The 18,641-nt window shown below is 48.5% G+C and carries 15 protein-coding genes; 2 read left to right on the top strand and 13 right to left on the bottom strand.

Going from position 1 to position 18,641, the window contains the following annotated elements; translation table 11 throughout:
- Positions 1-18: 18 nt before the first annotated feature.
- The 3 genes from CR46_RS0111495 to CR46_RS0111485 are packed head-to-tail and all read right to left on the bottom strand — an operon-like array spanning position 19 to position 3,412.
- Positions 19-1,017: an alpha-L-glutamate ligase-like protein gene (locus tag CR46_RS0111495; protein WP_030072987.1), complete on the bottom strand. Its 999-nt coding sequence runs from the start codon at positions 1,015-1,017 to the stop codon at positions 19-21.
- Positions 1,014-2,537, bottom strand: coding sequence for an inactive transglutaminase family protein (locus tag CR46_RS0111490; RefSeq protein WP_030072986.1), 1,524 nt, complete (start codon positions 2,535-2,537; stop codon positions 1,014-1,016). The genes CR46_RS0111495 and CR46_RS0111490 overlap by 4 nt, the downstream gene beginning before the upstream one ends.
- A 38-nt stretch (positions 2,538-2,575) precedes the next feature.
- A complete protein-coding gene (locus tag CR46_RS0111485) occupies positions 2,576-3,412 on the bottom strand; it encodes an ATP-dependent zinc protease family protein (RefSeq protein WP_030072984.1) in 837 nt (278 codons plus the stop codon).
- 222 nt (positions 3,413-3,634) lie between these two features.
- On the opposite strand from CR46_RS0111485, the gene CR46_RS0111480 reads away from it, so the two are divergent.
- Complete coding sequence (locus tag CR46_RS0111480) at positions 3,635-4,171, top strand: DUF3833 domain-containing protein (protein WP_030072983.1); 537 nt, start codon at positions 3,635-3,637, stop codon at positions 4,169-4,171.
- Between the two features lie 118 nt (positions 4,172-4,289).
- Here the strand turns inward: CR46_RS0111480 and CR46_RS0111475 are convergent, their stop codons facing one another.
- The 4 genes from CR46_RS0111475 to gorA form a co-directional block, all read right to left on the bottom strand.
- Positions 4,290-4,682, bottom strand: coding sequence for an ectoine synthase (locus tag CR46_RS0111475; protein ID WP_030072981.1), 393 nt, complete (start codon positions 4,680-4,682; stop codon positions 4,290-4,292).
- A 101-nt stretch (positions 4,683-4,783) separates the two neighbouring features.
- The gene (gene ectB / locus CR46_RS0111470; RefSeq protein ID WP_030072979.1) at positions 4,784-6,052 is read right to left on the bottom strand and encodes a diaminobutyrate--2-oxoglutarate transaminase; all 1,269 of its coding nucleotides are present in this window, start codon (positions 6,050-6,052) and stop codon (positions 4,784-4,786) included.
- Between the two features lie 114 nt (positions 6,053-6,166).
- Positions 6,167-6,745 (bottom strand): diaminobutyrate acetyltransferase, encoded by a 579-nt coding sequence (ectA, locus tag CR46_RS0111465; RefSeq protein ID WP_030072977.1) that lies wholly within the window; start codon positions 6,743-6,745, stop codon positions 6,167-6,169.
- Positions 6,746-7,015: 270 nt separating this feature from the next.
- Positions 7,016-8,398 (bottom strand): glutathione-disulfide reductase, encoded by a 1,383-nt coding sequence (gorA, locus tag CR46_RS0111460; protein ID WP_030072975.1) that lies wholly within the window; start codon positions 8,396-8,398, stop codon positions 7,016-7,018.
- Positions 8,399-8,569: 171 nt separating this feature from the next.
- Here gorA and can point away from each other — a divergent pair, with 171 nt between their 5' ends.
- Positions 8,570-9,217: a carbonate dehydratase gene (can, locus tag CR46_RS0111455; protein WP_030072973.1), complete on the top strand. Its 648-nt coding sequence runs from the start codon at positions 8,570-8,572 to the stop codon at positions 9,215-9,217.
- A gap of 58 nt (positions 9,218-9,275) precedes the next feature.
- On the opposite strand, the gene CR46_RS0111450 is transcribed toward can, so the two are convergent.
- From CR46_RS0111450 to CR46_RS0111425, 6 genes are all read right to left on the bottom strand, one after another.
- The gene (locus tag CR46_RS0111450; protein WP_030072971.1) at positions 9,276-9,806 is read right to left on the bottom strand and encodes a c-type cytochrome; all 531 of its coding nucleotides are present in this window, start codon (positions 9,804-9,806) and stop codon (positions 9,276-9,278) included.
- Between the two features lie 44 nt (positions 9,807-9,850).
- Positions 9,851-10,468: a peptide-methionine (S)-S-oxide reductase MsrA gene (gene msrA / locus CR46_RS0111445; protein ID WP_030072969.1), complete on the bottom strand. Its 618-nt coding sequence runs from the start codon at positions 10,466-10,468 to the stop codon at positions 9,851-9,853.
- A 9-nt stretch (positions 10,469-10,477) separates the two neighbouring features.
- Positions 10,478-14,485 carry an autotransporter assembly complex protein TamB gene (gene tamB / locus CR46_RS0111440; protein ID WP_030072966.1) on the bottom strand — a complete coding sequence of 1,336 codons (4,008 nt, stop codon included), beginning with the start codon at positions 14,483-14,485 and terminating at the stop codon, positions 10,478-10,480.
- A gap of 9 nt (positions 14,486-14,494) precedes the next feature.
- The gene (gene tamA, locus CR46_RS0111435; protein ID WP_030072964.1) at positions 14,495-16,348 is read right to left on the bottom strand and encodes an autotransporter assembly complex protein TamA; all 1,854 of its coding nucleotides are present in this window, start codon (positions 16,346-16,348) and stop codon (positions 14,495-14,497) included.
- 82 nt (positions 16,349-16,430) lie between these two features.
- Entirely contained in the window at positions 16,431-17,279 is an 849-nt protein-coding gene (locus CR46_RS0111430) for a hypothetical protein (protein WP_030072962.1), read from the bottom strand.
- Between the two features lie 9 nt (positions 17,280-17,288).
- Positions 17,289-18,581, bottom strand: a complete 1,293-nt coding sequence (locus tag CR46_RS0111425) for a nucleotide sugar dehydrogenase (RefSeq protein ID WP_030072960.1) — start codon at positions 18,579-18,581, stop codon at positions 17,289-17,291.
- Between the last annotated feature and the right edge of the window lie 60 nt (positions 18,582-18,641).

The raw sequence follows: 18,641 nt of genomic DNA, 5'->3' as shown, positions 1-18,641 counted from the left end.
GAACGTCTTAGGCGTAGTCTACGCCGTTACCGAAGGCGTGTCAGGGGTTTCGACGAGCTCACTTTGTCGGGCGAAATGATGTTGTGCAAACGCCACCCGCTTAGCAACAGGAACACCGTCTGGCTGTTGTTCGATTAAATCGAGCCGACGCCTCAGCCCTTCACCGTTTGTCATTTGAATAGCAAGACCTGGGCGTGCATTAAGCTCTAGCAGCATAGGGCCATGCTGACGATCAAGTACCATGTCGGTACCTAGGTAGCCAAGCCCAGTCATCTCGTAGCAGCTAGCGGCAAGGTGAAGTAGGGTGTCCCACTGAGGCACGACCAAGCTTGCTAAATCGTGGCCTGTATCAGGGTGGCTATAACAGGGCCTATCAAACTGTACGCCGCGCAATGCCGCCCCTGTCGCAATGTTTAAACCCACCCCAACAGCACCTTGGTGAAGGTTGGCCTTACCATCTGAGGCGGCAGTAGAAAGCCGCATCATCGCCATGACGGGGTAGCCTTTAAACACAATGACACGGATGTCTGGTACACCTTCGTAGGTATAAGCCATCAAGCTTTCATCAAAATTGATCAGTGTTTCGATGACCGCGACATCTGGTGAGCCGCCTAGTGAGTACAGCCCAGAAAGTATGTTTGAAACGTGGCGCTCAATGTCTTCAATCGTCAAACTGACACCGCTGGGCTTGATAAAGGTACCCTCGTGTACTTTCTCTATAACGAGGATTCCTTTGCCGCCACTGCCTTTGGCTGGCTTGATCACAAAGCCTGAGTGGCCACTCAGCATCTCATCGATATGTTTCACACCAAACTGAGTTGTTACCGTACCGATGAGCTCAGGTGTCGTGATGCCGTAGCGTTGAGCAATCAGCTTGGTTTTCAACTTATCATCAACAAGTGGGTACAGGCGACGTGAATTATAGCGGCCAATGTAGCGAATGTTTCGCCGGTTCATGCCGATAATTCCCTTATCTCTGAGCCGAGAGGGCCACGTCCAGTTCTTTAGCCAACTCATGAGGATTTCTCTTCATCGGTAATGGGCTTAAAGCGACGTAACTCTAATAGACGATAACCGGTGTAATTACCTAACAATAAGATCAGCGCCATCAGAATGAACTGAACACCAAGGAAATTGAAGGTGATATGACGGATCCAGGGGTTGTTCATCGCGAGGAACGCTAATACAGCCGTTAAAAGACTGCCCCCACCTTGAATCAATACCTGCTTTGGCCCTTCCTCTTCCCAAAGAATCGACATCCGCTCAATCGTCCACGCTAGAATAATCATCGGGAAAAAAGTGACGGTTAACCCCGCGCTTAGGCCCATACGATAAGCAATGACAGTGAAAATTGAGATAATTGCTATGACGGTAATGATGACCGCTGAAACCCTCGCTACCAAAAGTAAATTAAGGTAGGAGAGGTAGTTGCGAATAATCAGTCCCATCGCCACGATGAGCAGAAACCCTATCAAGCCAGTCAGCAGCGTCGTTTGAATAAATGCTAATGCAATAAGCACCGGCATAAATGTGCCCGACGTTTTCACCCCAACTAGCACTCGCAAGAACACCACTACCAGTGCACCAATGGGAATCAGTAGAATCGTTTGGAAAAGCGCTTGCTCTTCCAGAGGAAGGCTATGGATAGAGAAGTTCAGTAGCGTGTCGTCGGAATAGTGATTACGAACCGCAGCAGAGGCAGGCTGATAGTGCGTCAGCATAGAAAAAGTGACGCGAGAATTGGTGCCGCCTTGAACCTCTAGGACAGCACGACCACCCGTCTCCCAAAGCAGCAAGTTATCTGGCTTTCCTTGTTCTCCAGTGGCAGGGTTAAATAGTGTCCACGATTCAGCAGCTTCATCGAACACCTGAATCCAGCTGCTCAGGGTTTGGCGTCGACGGCCATCTTCCATCAACAGCCCACTAACTTCTCTTGCTTGCACACCGGCTTGATTTAACAAGCGCACAATCAGTGCCGAAGGCTGCTCTTGTGTCAAAAGCAGCCGCGCGTTTTCACCTTGTCTTTCACTATTGATATCTAAAATCAACTCTCTGGCAAAGGTGGCATTATTGGCACTGCGTGACCAAGCTCTATCAATGAGCTGGCTGGCCGCTGTGTCATAAGGGCTCTCCCAAGGAGGTATAGTTGATAATTCTGGCGGCGTTTGTACCGGCGAACGTGCATCAGGCGAAACAAGCATTTGGACGGAATAGTAAAGCTGTTGACTACCAGCTGCCTCCCGAATCGTCCATTCAGCCTGGCGACCTAATTCATCCGCTTTATAGGCAAGTCCATAACCTGAGGAAGCGGTGTTTTCCGTTAAAACCCGGTAGCCGGCCTGATGAGAAGGTAGCGCCAAGTCAACTTGGACAGGGCCGTTTTGGGCATTAAAGTTGATAACCGCTTCAATTTCCCACACTTGGCGCTGTTCACCAGGCAGCCAAGGAATTTCGAATTGAATGTGTCGATGCACACTGGCCGCAATGCCAACCAGCAATAGTAATCCTACAATCAAATAAAACGGCAACCGTGACATCATGATTCCTTTCAGCGAAAAACGGCGGGGGAGAGCTGTTATTCTTCAGTGTCGTCCTGATCAGCGGCTTCATCTTCAGCGGCTTGATCGGCGGGTTCGCCACCCGGGAATTCTGGGCGTTCGTAGAGATACGTTTGAGCCACATCGATAGTGGCAATATCCATCATAAATCGCCGTCCTAATAGCACTGGATAGTCCAGATGAGAACGGTCATTAAGCGTGAACTCAACATTTTCGCGTATCGGGCCTAGGGTCATTAACAGTGAGATTACCGGACGAGATTCTTCACCTGACGCTTGCACAATACGCACGCGGCGAACAATAGGAGCTTCAATCCACTCATCGCGAACACGATCTACCACCACGTCATCGTCATTAAGTGCCAGTTTAAAACGCACCCAGTTTTCACCATCACGCTCAAAGCGGGTAATATCCGATGCTGATAGAGAGGATGTGTTTGCACCGGAATCAACCCGTGCTTTCAAATAAGTGCCAATACTGGGCAGCCCAACCCATTCACTGCGGCCGAGCAGAGTTTTGGTGTCATGAGTGGGATCAATATCACACTCTTCGCGAACAATAACCGGTTCTTCACCCCGTGCTTGGAGGTTGGCCACGTCTTGACGCAAATTGCGCAGCAAGCTGCCAACTTCGCGAACATCAGCCGTTAAACCCTGCTGTTGGCTGAGCTGTTGCTCATGCAAGGCCGAAGAGGAAGCACACTGCCTGGTAAGAGAGGTTTCAAGCTCAAGGATACGAGTGTTAAATGACGCTTCGCTTAATGGCGGTGGTTCATTCGTTTCTGGCGGCGTCACAGCACAGCCTGCAAACGAAAGCGACAAACCAGCCATTAGCCACAATACACCTGAGCGCATAACGAGAGATATCCTTAAACAATAAGAGAAGGAATGATAAGGAGAAGGACATTGTATTGTCCAACCTGAGCATAGCGTTTTGATACCTTTATTTACAAATTTAACATAATATATATTATGCGAACTACGATGAAGACAATTTTATACGCTGCTGGTACTTTGCCTCACTTTTTTCTCCTACAATAGCTATACGAAAACCATTCTCTATGTAAGGGATTTATAATGATTAGCATGCGCAAGCTTATCTATATTGCCACTGCGTTTGTACTAGCAGGCTGTGCCAATGTCGACATCGAAAATTATGCCAGCACAACGCCCCGTTTAGATATCGCTGAGTACTTCACTGGTGACACCCGGGCCTGGGGCATGGTGCAAGACTACTCTGGTGAAGTACAGCGCCGTTTTACAGTCGATATTGTTGGTACTTATGAAAACAACACGCTAACGCTTGATGAAGCCTTTGTGTTTGCGGATGGTGAAACAGATCGTCGGGTCTGGGTATTTGAGCGTGTTGACGATCACCACTGGATTGGCACGGCTAATGATGTGGAGGGTCAAGTAGATGCTCGTCAGTATGGGCATGCCTTTCATATGCGCTATCCGCTTGATATTGAAGTCAGTGGTCGCACTATTCGTTTTACCATGGATGATTGGATGTACTTACAGCCTGATGGGCGTTTAATTAATCGGACTGCCATGCGTAAATTTGGCCTTACATTAGGAGAAATCACGCTGGTTTTTGAGCAGATTGTTCCTTAAGTGACCAACTTAGCGACCTTTTACTTGCTCTCCATCAACCTTGTCTCAATTGTTGATCAAAAAAACAGCCTGCTAGTTAAGCAGGCTGTTTTTATAAGCCATTAATCTAATTGAGGTTTTATTCACTTGCAGGTGCGTAAGAACCGTCTTCCTGATGTACTTCATTGCCAGTAATAGGTGGCGTAAACACACATGCTAAATGCATCGTTTTGTGCGCACGCAGCAGATGTTCATCATGCTGGTCCAGGATATAAATATCGCCTGGCTTGATTGGCCAGATTTTACCATCTGCCAACGTCTCTACTTCGCCTTCACCTTCGATGCAGTATACGGATTCGTAGTGATGCTTGTAATGAATATGAGTCTCAGTACCTTCAAAGATACGAGTGATGTGGAACGAGAAGTTTCCGCCATCATTGGCAAGCACTAGGCGCGTACTATCCCAGTTGCCATTTTCTGCGGTTACCAAACGATCCGTTTTGCGTGCTTCTTCAATATTGCGAACGATCATAGAAGTACTCCATAGTGAGGCGTTTAGCTGAGTCGCTCAACGGCCCAGTACTGAATCGATGCCACTTATTCAAGTGACTGAAAAAGTAGCCTAAAACTGCATTACTCTTGGATAACAGCATTAACCGACGCTTCAAGAATATCCAGTGCTTCCAGTAGATCTTCATCACTAATTGTTAGCGGACATAGGCACTTCACTACTTCGCCATCTTGGCCGCTGGTTTCAATAATGAGCCCATGCTCAAACGCTTTGCTGGTGATCTTGTCAGCAATATCACCTGAGACAACATCAATACCACGCATAAGGCCGCGGCCACGCTCGGTTGCCGGCATGCCGTTATCACTAAGTAAGGCCGCTAGCTTCTGGAAACGTTCTTCAACGATACGCGCTTTACGCTGAATATCACGCTCAAAGATGTCGTTTGACCAATATTTTTTAAGTGCAGCGGTGGCAGTTACCATCGCCAAACTGAAGCCACGGAAAGTGCCGTTGTATTGACCGGGCTTCCATTTATCTAGTTCAGGGCGCATCAATACGTGGGCAAAAGGCAGCCCAAAACCAGAAAGAGATTTCGAATTGGTGATGATATCTGGCGTAATACCGGCATGTTCGAAACTAAAGAATTTACCTGTACGGCCACAACCTGCCTGGATGTCATCAACGATTAATAAAATGTCGTGGGCGTGACAAATACCTTCTAGGCGTTTGAGCCACTCAAGGCCTGCCACGTTAATACCGCCCTCGCCTTGCACGGTTTCAACAATAACGCCCGCGGGAATATCTAGCCCGCCAGACTTATCATTAAGCAGTTTTTCAAAGTAGTCCAGCGTATCTGCGTGTTCACCCATATAGCCATCAAAGGGTAGAAAACTTGCGCCCTGGGTGGGAATGCCGCCGGTTGCTTCACGGAACTTACGGTTACCCGTAGTCGCTAATGCGCCCATAGTAACGCCGTGGAAGCCGTTGGTGAAGGTCACAATATTATGGCGACCTTTAGCAACACGGGCCAATCGGATGGCCGCTTCGACTGCGTTAGTCCCTGTTGGCCCAGGTAGATGTACTTTGTAATCTAAGCCGCGTGGTTTGAAGATAACTTCTTCTAAGGTCTCTAAATAATCACGTTTTGCTGCGGTCCACATATCCAAACCATGCACGATGCCATCTGTAGACAGATAGTCAATCATCGCTTGTTTGAGATGCGGGTTATTATGACCGTAATTAAGCGTACCGGCGCCGGCTAGGAAATCAATGTACTCACGTCCATTCTCGTCAGTTAAACGAGCATTCTGGGCTTTCGTAAACACAACGGGAAATGAGCGCGAATAAGTACGTACGTTGGATTCCATGCGTTCAAGCGTCTGGGTCTGCATTAACGACCTCCTTTTTTAATCATTGAGCCAAGCGTGAGACAAACTGGCAGAAATAGCAGAATCTATTCAAAATGTGGGTCAGCGGGAATAGTTGAGTTGAGCTGATCAGCTTTGTTACATGCTGTCAGTTTGAAATGGACCTATACGAACTAGATTTTCTGGATCATGTTCTCCACCTAGCTGTTCGGTAGAGAAATATTCTCGGCTGTTTAATGGGGCTTGCCAACGTGCTGCTAGACGGCGAAACAACCCCCATGAAGCCTGGTTATCTGGTGTGATGGTGGTTTCTAGGTGATGCACATTGTCGAGTTCTGGACGCGACATGATGGCTTCAACTAAACGGCGTGCTAGGCCTGTACCACGCGCTTTCTCACCAACGGCAACTTGCCATAAGAAGTAGGTGTCTGGTGCGTTGTCTTTCACATAACCAGATACAAAACCTACTATTTCGCCCTCTTCATTTGTCGCAACGGCACAGGTGTCACGAAACTGAGTTGCCAGCAATAGATAGGCATAAGCAGAGTTAACATCAAGTGGTGGGCATGCTTTGATTAATTCATAAACGCCCCAGCCATCATCTGCATTTGGCTTACGAATAAATAGCGGCGTAGACGCATGACCCACGACAGCATCTGCAACTGTCGGGCGTGCAAGATCCGCAGAAGGGGTAAAAGGTGTTATTGGCGTACTCATGGTTATGCTTCGCTGTAGCGAATTTGAGAATCATTATAACAGCTGATTATGAGCAATTCAAAAATCATATTATTCATCCTTACGTTTTCCATAATTTTTGGTTATCAAACGCCGTGTGGTATGCCGAAAGGCTAGGGGGTAAAAAAACAGTTGCGGTAAAAATTACTGGTGATAGAAAACAGTCGTACTGAAGGAGTTTAGATCAACCTGCCATAGTGCGAGATAAAAAAAGGCGAGCTAAGGCTCGCCATAAATAGTGTTGCTAAAATATCAATTGCGTGCAGGTGTTCTCATTGTGACAAACTCTTCTGCGCCTGTTGGATGGATACCGATGGTGCGATCAAAATCTTCTTTTGTAAGACCAGCCCTGACCGCAATTGCAATCCCTTGTATTAATTCACCAGCCTCATCCCCTACCATATGCGCCCCTACGACAACATCCGACGCATCATCCACAATCAATTTCATTAGGGTTCGTTCTTGGCTACCTGACAACGTGTGTTTCATTGCTTTGAAATTCGTACAATAGACGCGTATGTTGCCAATTTTTTTTCTGGCAGCCTCCTCAGATAGCCCTACGGTTCCGATGTTAGGATGGCAAAAAACAGCGGTAGGAATCGTGGCGTAGTCCAGTGGTTTGGGCAGTGTCTTTGTGTAGTGGATGTCCACTAGTTGCATTGCTTCGGCTAAAGCGACAGGGGTTAATTCAGGCCCTTGAGTTAAATCGCCAAGCGCCAAAATGGAAGGAATCGCCGTCTCATAACGCTCGTTGACAGGAATTTTTCCACTGCTGTCGAGGTGAATTCCTAACGCTTCAAGGCCCAGTCCCTGCGTATTGGCATTACGTCCTGTTGCGGCTAAAACGGCATCTACTTCTTGGCACTCACCGTTAGTTAAATACACCTTAAACGCAGAACCATGCGGTTCAATACGCTCAATATTAGTATTGAAATGGAGGTTGACACCCTTTTTAATCATTTCATCGCGAGTAAACGCTCGAACTTCCTCATCAAAGCCCTTCAGAAACAAGTCGCCCCGATAAATCAAGTGAGTATCGCTACCGAGGCCGTTAAAAATACTTGCAAACTCGACTGCAATATAGCCACCACCTAAAACCAAAAAGCGCTCTGGAAATGCATCTAGGTCAAATATTTGGTTAGAAGTGACGGTGTGTTCACTGCCAGGAAAGTCAGGAACCCATGGCCAGCCACCCGTGGCGAGTAGTATCTTTTGCGCGGTGACCTGGTTAACACCCTCTTCCGAAGTCAACGCAACGGTGTGCGGCCCCGTTACCGTTGCTCTGGCATTTAATAACATCACTCCAGCGCCTTCCAACATCCGTTGATAAATGCCATTTAATCTTTTTATTTCGCTGGTTTTATTGTCACGTAAAACGGACCATTCAAATGTTGCAGGACCTGGTAAATGCCAACCAAAGCCTTCAGCATCATCAAAACTATCGTGAAAATGGGCAGCATAAGAGTAAAGCTTTTTTGGAACACAGCCGACATTGACACACGTGCCGCCTAAGTAACGATCTTCTGATATGGCGACTCTGGCTCCTGCTGCAGCGGCCATTCGCGCAGCGCGAACACCGCCTGAACCTGCTCCTATCACCAGTAAATCGAATTCATATTGCGCATTTTCCGACATGTGCTACTCCTGTCCTAAACCACTGCATATACTTGCCATCATCTGCTTAGCACTAACGAGCACTAAGCACAAAGATTGACCTTAGATTCTGAGAAGGTTAAAAACGCTCTCTCTGTAACCTAGTGTGCTCTATCTTGAACCTAACAGCTTTTAACCTGTAGCGGAGATTCAATGTCAAACCCTATTGCGACGCTCCTGGATAATAATCGTGCCTGGGCTGAGCGTATGTGCGATGAAGACCCGGAATATTTCAAGCGCCTTTCTAACCAACAGAACCCTGACTATTTATGGATTGGTTGTTCAGATAGTCGTGTGCCCGCTAATCAGATAATCGCACTTCCACCGGGCGAAGTGTTTGTCCACCGTAACGTCGCTAACCTTCTCCATCATACCGACATGAATGCCTTGTCTGTTGTCCAATATGCGGTGGATGTACTTCACGTTAGTCACATAATGATTGTGGGGCATTATGGTTGCGGTGGTATTAAAGCAGCAGTGACTGGTGGTGAGTGCGGCGTGGTGGACTATTGGCTTCACTCGGTTCGCGAACAATATAATCGCCATCGCGATGCGCTTGAGCATCTCCCACTTGAAGATCAAATCAATCGCATGTGCGAATTGAACGTTAAAGCTCAGGTTAATAGCCTATGCCGGACTAAAATCTTACAACGCGCATGGCAAAGGGGCCAAGATATCTCAGTTCACGGCTGGGTTTACGGGTTAAGCGATGGCCGAGTAAAGGATCTCAATTGCACCATAACTGGTCTGGAACAGGTTGAAACCCTTTACCGTATCGACCGCCTTCAGCAAAGCGACTGACAATAGCCGCGTCTATCTCTGTGAGGTCTATCTCTATTAGTTATAACCCCCCCCCCGGCTAGTTATAGCGATAGGCGCGATGACAGCTTTTACAGCTCAAACCAACATCCGAAAATGCTTGCGTGGCAGCGCGATAATCCTCTTGCTCGGCGGCATCCACTAGCGTTTCCACTTTTTGCTCAAGATCTGTGAAGCCCTCAGCAAAATCTTCCCACTCTTCCCAAATTTCTGGACGGGCATCAGAGCCGCGCCCATGAGTGCCGACGATAAACGCGGGTAAAAAATGTGCTTGGGTAGCTCGCTCTTGGAGCATTACTAGACGTGGGGCAGCCCCGCGCGCATCTTGGTTATTGACCAAGTCAAAACGCAGCTGACGAAGAAGCCTTTCTAACTCCTTCAGCTCGTCTTGGCGCCAAATAACAGCTTCTCTCTCACTTGCAAAGGGGCTGTCTTCAATCGTTTGTGGCATCGGCGGCACAGTATTTTCGACTACCATTTCTTCTGCCATAGCATCGGTAGCAATGCCACTAGAGATAACCACGAACCACACCGAAGGTATGAGCCATAGGCGTTTAAATGTGTGTGGCATGTTAATGACCTTGTGATGGGTTTATTTTGCCGATTTCACCACGATTAAATTGGGCACGTGACGCCGGTACCTTTGAGACCACAGTATCCATTAGGATTCTTGTCCAAATACTGCTGGTGATAAGCTTCCGCATAATAAAAAACGTCCAGGGGTTTGATCTCGGTGGTAATCGCACCACGCCCCGCACTATCAAGAGCTTTTTGATAGGCGTCGGCGCTTTTTTCAGCGGCAATTAACTGTGCAGCTGTTGTCGTAAAAATAGCCGAACGGTATTGGCTACCCACATCGTTGCCTTGACGATTCCCTTGAGTAGGGTCGTGTTGTTCCCAAAAAATTTGCAACAGTGTTTCTAGAGCAGTGGTGCTTGGGTCGTAGACTACCCTGACGACTTCGGTATGACCGGTTTGGCCCGTACAGGTTTCTTGATAAGTGGGGTTTTGTGTTTCGCCTCCGGCATAGCCTGCAGCGGTAACATAAACCCCTGGCACTTGCCAAAATAGACGCTCAACTCCCCAAAAGCATCCCATTCCTAACACGATTTCTTCATACCCTGCTGGAAAAGGAGGATGAAGTGAATGTCCGTTAACGGTATGTGTATGACTCGTTTCAATCGGCGTTAAGCGGCCAAGTGGTGCTGAACTTGCTTTAGAAAATAGCGTCATAACGCCCTCTTACTGCCGTGGAAAAATAGTAGGGTCACCTGAACGAGTGAAGGTATAAATTAAGTCAACTGCTTGGTTAGCGCCCGATACTGCTTGAACGTACAAGTTACGCCAAAGGGTATAGCGAAGTGTTAATTCTGCGATAGGAGAGAAAATGCCGACGCCATAGCTAATGCGAATATCATCGGTTAACTGCCCAGTAAGTGCTACTTGGCTATTATCACCTGCACCTGTGGTATCTAACGTTAAATCGCTAATACCGAATGCTTCCCCAATAGAGCCAACAGCGCCCCCCGTTCGGCCGAGTGACATCCCAATTAGCGCAGTCGTCAGCGCACTATCAATCCCCCCACCAGACGCATCGGGTGCACGCCCTCTTAATAAATATGACAGCGCTCGAGTTTCATCCATACCTGGTTCAGAAAAAATTAATACGTTGGGTTCTTCTGCATTACCACTGACCCGAAGACCGGCAATAACTTCATCTTCGGTGATATCTGGATTGCGAATTGCTTCGAAATCGAGAATTGGAAGCCCCGGAGGGCCACTGAAAATGAGCTGCCCCCTACGGATCAAAAGGTCTTGACCAAAGGCTTGAAAACGCCCATCAACTAGGTTGACATCACCAAATAGCTGAAGTGCCCCACTGTCTTGACGAATTTCTAACGTACCACCTAAGCCAGAATTAAGCCCATATGCTGAGATCTGCATATCACGGCCTAACGTTAGAGTAATGAGCACATCAAGGGCCATGCCTGACTGTGATAATTCGTCAGCAGCACTTGGCTCACCATTCGTTGCCCGTTGCTGGGCTAGCCGCTCAGCTTCTTGGTCGTCACGTTCCGTGATAATGACTTCATCAGAGCTTGGACTAACAGCCGAAGCAGGAAGATCACCAACCTCCAAGCGCGCCCACGGTAAATCCACATTACCTCGCACTTGCAGGCGATCTGGCGTTACCCGGATACGAATATCAGGCGCTGCTTCTAAGCGTCCAAACTGTGGCAGCACGATTAATAATGGCTCTTGGATAGCATTAACATCGACCCCAATACGCCAATCGTCACCCGCGGGCCAGTAGGCATCCCCGGTGATATTTAAGCGGCCACGTTCAGCAGCAACAAACCCATTTATGTCGCCTTGCTCACCATCAAATGCTACGACCAGCTCGCCATCTTTGATATCGATAGGAATATCTGGACCATGAACGCTTAGGTTACGAAGTGCAAGCTGACCTTGTAGGTCTGGCTGATTGGTTGTTCCAGAAATCTGTATACTGCCATTTAAATCGCCTTCTAAGCGATCCATGCCTACCACTAATGGACGATATGGGGTTAAAGAAACTTGCTGGGCTCGTAGCTCGCCATTTAAACCACCACTGCCAAGGGGGTCGCTAACGGTAAGATCAAGGGTAAGTTCACCGGCTTCTTCAAACGACAGCACAATATTGGCATCGGCCTGAGCTTGGTTGGCTTCCAGCTGTGTATCCAAACGAATCACGGGAAGCTGTACTGGCTGGCCGTAATCGTTAACCGCAGTAATCGCCAACTCACTTAATACTTGAACATCCGCCTGCCACTGTGTTCCGCCCTGGCGCCAAGCTGCAACGATGTCTGCCGTCGTGTCACCTTCTAAGCTCCACGCTTCTGGCAGTACCGGCTCCACTGCTTCCATTGGTACTTCTCTAATGCTTAGTACCGCTCGTCCTTGGTCAGCCGACGCGCTAATCGGTTCTTCCGAACAAACGATCCCTCCTTCTTCGCGACGTATACAAAAAGGTGAAAGCTGTGCTTGGCCGTCAGCAAGGCTGTAACGAATATCAAGGGGGGCTTCTAAACGTAGATTGCCAAACTCGGAGTCAACTTCCAGCGGTGTGAGCTGACCCTGATACTGCTGTGCTTGCTGATCAAAACCTCCCTCTAAAGAGACAAATGCACGGCTTAGCATGTTATCGGCTTGGCCGTCGACACTGACAGTCATTGCATGCTGTGATAAACGACCGTTAAGCTCCAGGGCAATATTTGAAAATGCCTGACCACTTGCACTGACTTGCTGCAAGCCAAGGTCAATGTCTAGCGACGGGTCTTCGATCCCGTCGATATTGCTGGTCAGTGATAAGGCGTCAATCCGGTTTTCGGCAAACTGTAAATCACGACCAGTCAATTCGGCTTCCACTCGAGGTTGGCTAAAGCTACCCCTAGCGAGAATATTACCCGTTAATGTACCCGCCAAATCTGGATGCAGCGTCTGTAATTGTCGCAATGCAATCTCGGTATCTAGCGACATTGCTTGCTCACTCATCTGGCCAGAGGCCGTTAATCGGTTGTCTCCTTGAGTGAAAAGAAGTTCTTGAATATCAACTTCGAGAGCACTGTTAGCCTCTAAAGCGGCCTGTAACGTTAAAGGATATTCCTGAAGCTGCCCGTCAATATCAAGCACCGGTAGACTGACTTCCCACAGGTCACCGGTTTGGCGCACGCTAGCCGTAATATTACCATTGAGATTGCCGTTAAGTTGTTCGATAAAGTGTGAAGGATCGAACTGCTCCAGCTTGATGGTGGTGTCAACCCGAAGTGACGAAGCCCAGTTAACTTCCCCTTCACTGCTAAGTGAACTGTCATCAATCGCTAGGGTTAGCGGCGTCCAACGGAATGATGAAAGATCGCCGTCGCCACTGAGTCGGATAGTGGTGGCTGGTACTTGAGGACCTTGAGCGTTCAAGGAAAGCGTCGTTTGGTACGCCTCCAAACTGCCACTGGCAATGATATCTATATCTTCAGCAATATAGGGCTCTGCCGTTGACTCATCACTATTAGGCTGGGTGAGTGGCCACTGCAGGCGGCTACTCTGTAGTCGTAAATCGAAGGGTAGCGTCGGCGCTAACGCATCAACTTGAGCCTCCAGTGACGCATTAACGACACCGGATGCTTCTAAATTGGCTGTAAGCGCCTCTAGTGATCCCGATAGCTCGAGAACAAGCTCTTCGCCACTTAGCTCAGGAAACATCTCGGGTAAAAACAAGGTTGACGTTAATTGGGCATCTAGCGGATAACTGCCTGATAATGTAGCACTGGCTGTTAAATTGGCCTCAGCATCAGGCGTAAGCAACTCTAACGACCGGAGGTTTATTTGGCTACCCTCGGCATTAGCAACGACAGTTAATCGTTCGATTTGGTAATCAACTGATCCGCTGATAGTGACGTCGGCCACGGTAAAAGATGCTAAGTCGATATCAATAGGTAGCACTATCTCGGGTAGTTCAATTCGTTCCCGTGCGGCCAATGCTTCGGACGCTTCATCAGATTCTGCTTTGATAGGCTGGGTAGACTTAATAGCACCATCAATGCCAGATGCATGTAACGGCGTTTGGATACCTTCAGTCAGTTGAGTGCCAGCAGAGGTAGGTAAATAGAGTGTTGGACGCATGAGCGTGGTGGGCGCGACATTAACAAGATGCTGCTGTGCAGTCATTGCGGTTGAAAACGATTCCCAGCCGATACGTGTTCCGTCAGCCAGCTGCAGCTGAACGTTATTCAACTCAACCGAGCGTAGTTCAATAGGAAAAGGAAGTTGGATGCTAGGCATCCCTTCCGATTCAGTTGATTCTGGCGCCGATTCGGTGCTCTCGCCCAAACGAATATCCGCACCTTCTAGATGAAATTTGTCCAGGCACAGCTTACCTGACAGCACACAATCTTCAGCCCAGGCTAGCGCTAGGCTGTCAACGTTGATTCGTGTCTCACCAAGCGACAGCTGAAAACCTTGCAATTCAAAGTGATCAAGCAGTGCGCCTGCTTGATGTTCATAGGTGAAATAGCCTCGCTGCTCGCCCTGAGAGAATAGCTGGCCAGTACCCCAGGGCGAAAGCGCAACGCCGAGCAGTAGCGCAATCAAACCAAATAACCATAGTGGCAGTACAATAACTAGCCGCACTAAACTCCACAATAATAATCCAAAGCGATGTTGAACTGAGAGCGGTTGACGCTTAGTAGATGCCGCTGTTGCAACCTTAGCCAAAGTGCTCTCCTAGAATTCCGGTCCGATGGAAAAATGCAGGCGCCAATCATCTTCATCGTCAAAGGGATGTGCTACGTCTAGTCGGATAGGCCCGACTGGTGAAATCCAGCGTACGCCAAGCCCTGCGCCTGTTTTCAACTCCTCAGGGCCCCAGTTATCGAAGGCGTCACCGCTATCAATAAAAGTGGCTCCCCACCAATCCCCAGAGACTCTGCGCTGGTACTCGAATGTCGAGGTCAACATTTGTTGGCCACCACGTAAGCGCCCTTCTTCATTTCGCGGGGATAGGCTTTCGTAAGAGTAACCCCGAACACTTCGGTCACCGCCTGCAAAAAAGCGTAGCGATGGAGGCAGTTTATCGAAATTATCTGTTTCAATAGCGCCAATGCTTAGTCTTGCTGAAAAACGGTTGTCATTGCCGATGGTTCGGATCCATTCGGTATCGCCTGTTAAACGTGTAAATTGTGCGTCAGATCCCCATAAAGGGTCTGAATATTCGATTGATAGCTGTTGTCGGTCTCCCCATAGGGGGAACCGCTGCGGACGCGTTCTTGTGCGTGACCATTGAATGCCTGGATAAAAGAGCAACACTTCATCGGATACCCCACCTTGGGTAAAGTCTTCGAAGGTGCTACGGAAGTAAAGTGTTTGTACCCAGCGGTTTTCAAATTCCCAGCGCCTCGCGATTTCTACGGTGCCTTCTAACGACTGAGTATCGCCATCATCTAGGTTGCGCAGGCCATACTGCAGCCGGTAGCTATCACGTAAGGGATCGTCTAGCGGAATATTGTAGTTACCTGTAAAACGTTGGTCGGGTGCTGAAATATATAAATCATGATTTAAGCTATGACCAAAACGATTAATCCATGGTTGTTGCCAACCAAAGCGCAAACGTGGCCCTACATCGGTAGCAAAGCCAACCCCCACTTCGAATTGATGACGGTCAGCAGGCTCTACACTTACGTCAATAGGTAGGCGTGTATCGTCGCGCTGAGTAACACTTAGTGCACTTGCGAACGCAGCACTAGAAAGTCGGGGGCGCTTAGGCTGCGACGCCGTTGCCTCATCCCACCACGGCGAGCCACCTGTTGGCGGTGATAGGGCCAGCTCACGTGCTGTTTCTAAGCGTGGTCGAACCGTTACCGAGCTAAACCAACCTGTCTCGGCTAAGCGTTGATTATAAAGTGCTACTGATTCCGCTAGATAAGGCTCCCCTTCCGCAAAGGTCTGCATTTTATGCAAGCGTTCAGGCTCAATATGACTGCCTGAAATAAACGTATTGCCAAATTGATAACGTGGTCCACTATCGAAATCCATATAGAGGCGCGCACTTTCAAGATATGGCCTTATTTCCATACGGCGGTCGGTGAACCCCCAATCAAAATAGCCACGTTCCAGCGCTAAGCCTGAAAATTGATTACGCAGGCGATCCCAGGGTGCATGGCGTAATGTATCTCCCTCCGCTAAGGGAAATGCGTCGAGCGCTTCCTGAAAGGGCGGGTCATCTCTTGCTTCGCCGGCGATATTGATAGACAGCACGTCGATTTTGACCTGTGAACCAGGTTCAATGCGAAGCGTGATGGGAGAGCTTTCAACGTCAACTGTAATGTCAGGTTCGTAATAGCCGAAAACACGCATTGCTTCTCGCGTACGTTTACGTATTTCACCTTCTAACCTGACATCGGTGTACTGGCCCTCATCAATATTTTGTAAATACGCATCAATATTAGCTTCCACTTCACTGCTGACACCATTGATGGAGGCATTAAGCGCCCATCCGGGAGCGGCCCACGTTATAAAAAGTGGTAAAACCACCCCACAAGTCGCTTTTTTGACGGTAGGCCATCGCCGTTTACTTTCCATGCAGTTCATCCCTAACCAAATCAGCGACTCGGTGGCTTCATTACCAATTGCCCCATAACGGACAATTCCTAGCGTTTCATTTCTAGCGGAGCATCTCCATTTGGGCACTAAATGCCAGCTGAGCTTGCCGCACTTGACGGATATCACTCTCTAAGGTGTTAAGCTGTTGTGCCCATTGTTGCTCAAGCGCTTCTAGAGCTTCCACAGTTGCTGGAGTGTCAGTACTGCTTAGAGTCTCAAGTGTTGAGTTTACCTCACTAAAGCGCTGATCAATCTCTTCTTGCCATGCGGTAACTTTTGTTACCAATTCAGTGCTCTCATTTTCCAACTGCTCAATGTCTTCTAATCGGCTTGAAGTAGCTGCTAAGCGCTGTGATAGCACCTCTTCGAGGTAAGTAACCTCTTCGGCTAGGTTTTGGCGCCCAGCAATACCAGCTTGCTCAAGTGCATCAAGCGACGTCCTAATGGCAGCGAGTTGTTGGTCACGCAGTGCTGCCTGCTCTTCTAATTGGTTGATACGCTCTGCAATACTGCTGAGCGCATCGTTATTTACAAGCTCTTCGTTAGACGTTAAAAGCCCATACAGTTCTTCACGAGTGTCCGTTACTGCGACAGCCAGCATCTCCTGTTCTTGGAACAGTGTTGTCATTTGAGCTTGTACAAAGGCTATCGCATCTTGCGTATCCGTGTCACCTGAGTCTAGCCTTGCATGTAGGTTTGATACTTCTCCACTTACTCGATGAACCTCCTCTAGTAAACGTTCTCTTTCATACCAAAGACCTACCCCTGCGGCACCTAATGAAATAATGATAAGCACTATAAATAGCCACAATGGCCACAATGTAGGCCCCTTGCGATGACGCAAGTGTTGTGCAGTCAAGCTTTGATCCACATCGGGAACAATGCGAGAAGACCCAGTGCTATTGGGCATGTTTTTTCCTCAATGCGTTGTAGGGTCGGCACGGCGACCAATTCCTCTATACCTTAAGCCACAGCTAGCTACGAAGGCTGGATCATAGATATTACGCCCATCCAATACTAACTTAGCGCTCAATAATGAGGCTAAACGATGCCAGTCTGGGTTCCAATAAGATTTCCACTCAGTTACTAACATCAGTGCATCTGCACCTTCACATGCTTGGTAAGGATCACTGGTAAACGTAGTTAGATCATTTCGCTGGCCTACTGCTTCATGAAGCGCTGGGGTTGCCGCTGGATCATGAAGGTTTACCTTTACTCCTTGTGCCCATAAAGCGGCAAGAAGCGTGAGTACTGGCGCATGATCGATTCGAGTGGTGCCAGGTTTAAAAGCAGCCCCCCATATAGCAACCGTTTTGCCTGCTAAATCTCCCTCAAAGAATGTCCATAATTTCCTGAACAAGGTCTCTTTTTTCTGCTCATTAATGTCCATTACTTGCTCTAATAACGCCGAATTACGGCCGCTGGCTGACTGAACGTCCGCTAAGCGCATCAGATCGCGAGAGAAATTAGGGCCACCAAAGCCACAGCCAGGATATAAATACTCATAGCCAATACGTGTGTCCGCTCCCATACCACGACGCACATGCTCGACATCTACGCCCAACGTGTCTGCCAGTCCTGCAATTTCGTTCATATAGCTGATGCGTGTTGCCAGCATGCCATTAATAGCTAGCTTAGTGAGCTCAGCAGCTCTACAAGGCATGCGCTGAAATACATCATTGCGACGATTAAAAGCGCGCAAAAGTTCACGTGCCACTTGCTCACCGACGGCATCATCACAGCCCAAAAGCCAACGTGTGGGGCGAGTAAATGCTATCCAAGCTCGTCCTTCTTCAAGCGTGTCTGGTAAAGCAACACTACTGTGCTGAGCTCCCATAAGCGCATGCAGCTTTTCTGTCTCTCCTACAGGAAAAGTAGAATTATTAATTAAGACCGCACCGGGATGGTGTTCAAAAATAGGTATTTTGAGCAGCTGTTTAGCCGCTGGACGCTGGTCTGGAGAAAGTGCCAGCCACACAATATCAGGGGAACTTGCCTGATCCGGAGTGTCAATAATCTTAAGTGTTCCGCCCGCTATCGCCTGATCAATATGAGTCATTAATTCGGGTTCGCGGCGTAGCCAGTCTGCCTTTGAAAGCGCTGACCATGGTGCGCTCTTATGAGGCAACCACTCAACTTGATGTCCCACCCAGGCTAATGCAGCGGCGGCGGTGGCGGCACTTAATTCACTACCATGGAGTAACACTTGCATTCATTACGCTCCCTGAGAAGATAAAAGCCGCGAAAGTAGAAGGTTAAAAATCATGTCGCG

Origin of the sequence: Vreelandella neptunia (assembly GCF_000712975.1) — a bacterium.
Lineage (GTDB): Bacteria > Pseudomonadota > Gammaproteobacteria > Pseudomonadales > Halomonadaceae > Vreelandella > Vreelandella qaidamensis.
This window is presented reverse-complemented; position numbering and strand designations above follow the sequence as displayed.